Source organism: Pseudomonas sp. V98_8 (assembly GCF_029967975.1).
GTDB classification, from domain to species: domain Bacteria; phylum Pseudomonadota; class Gammaproteobacteria; order Pseudomonadales; family Pseudomonadaceae; genus Aquipseudomonas; species Aquipseudomonas umsongensis.
This window is the reverse complement of sequence record NZ_JASCAE010000025.1, coordinates 1-585: the sequence shown is the minus strand read 5'-3', so window position 1 is coordinate 585 and position 585 is coordinate 1. Positions and strand designations below refer to the sequence as shown.

Sequence of the window (585 nt, the reverse complement as noted above, 5' to 3'; positions counted from 1 at the left end):
GCACCCGGACTGGCGCATCGCCGCCGATCCGCAGCTGGTGGCGCAGGTGCGCCAGCTGCTCCTCGGCCAGTTGGGCCAGCGCAATGCCGAAGCCAGCCTGTACCGCCAGGTGCTCGACGCCTCGGCCAATCATCACCCGGCGTTGGGCCTGGCGCAGATGGTTGGCGACACCGAGGCGCGGGCGTTGTTCGTCAGCCCGGCCAGCGTGCCAGGGGTGTTTACCCGCCAGGCCTGGGAGGGCCAGGTGCGCCCGGCGATCGAGGCCGTCGCCGAGGCGCGGCGTGAGGAAATCGACTGGGTGCTCAGCGACCGGCCGGGCGACATCGCCGCCGAGTTGACCCCGGACATGCTGCGCGAACGCCTGACCCGGCGCTACTTCCAGGACTACGCCAGCGCCTGGCTGAAGTTCCTCAACCGCCTGCGCTGGCAGCCGGCCAACAACCTGGGCGAGGTGATCGACCAGTTGACCCTGATGAGCGACGTGCGCCAGTCGCCGCTGATCGCGCTGATGAACACCCTGGCCTACCAGGGCCAGGCCGGCACCCGCAGCCAGGCGTTGGCCGACTCGCTGATCAGCTCGGCGCA

At 70.6% G+C, this 585-nt stretch carries 1 protein-coding gene; it reads left to right on the top strand.

Annotated elements, in window-relative coordinates; translation table 11 throughout:
• On the top strand, window positions 1–585 hold a 585-nt coding region (locus QLG10_RS07915), incomplete at both ends, for an ImcF-related family protein (RefSeq protein WP_282486630.1).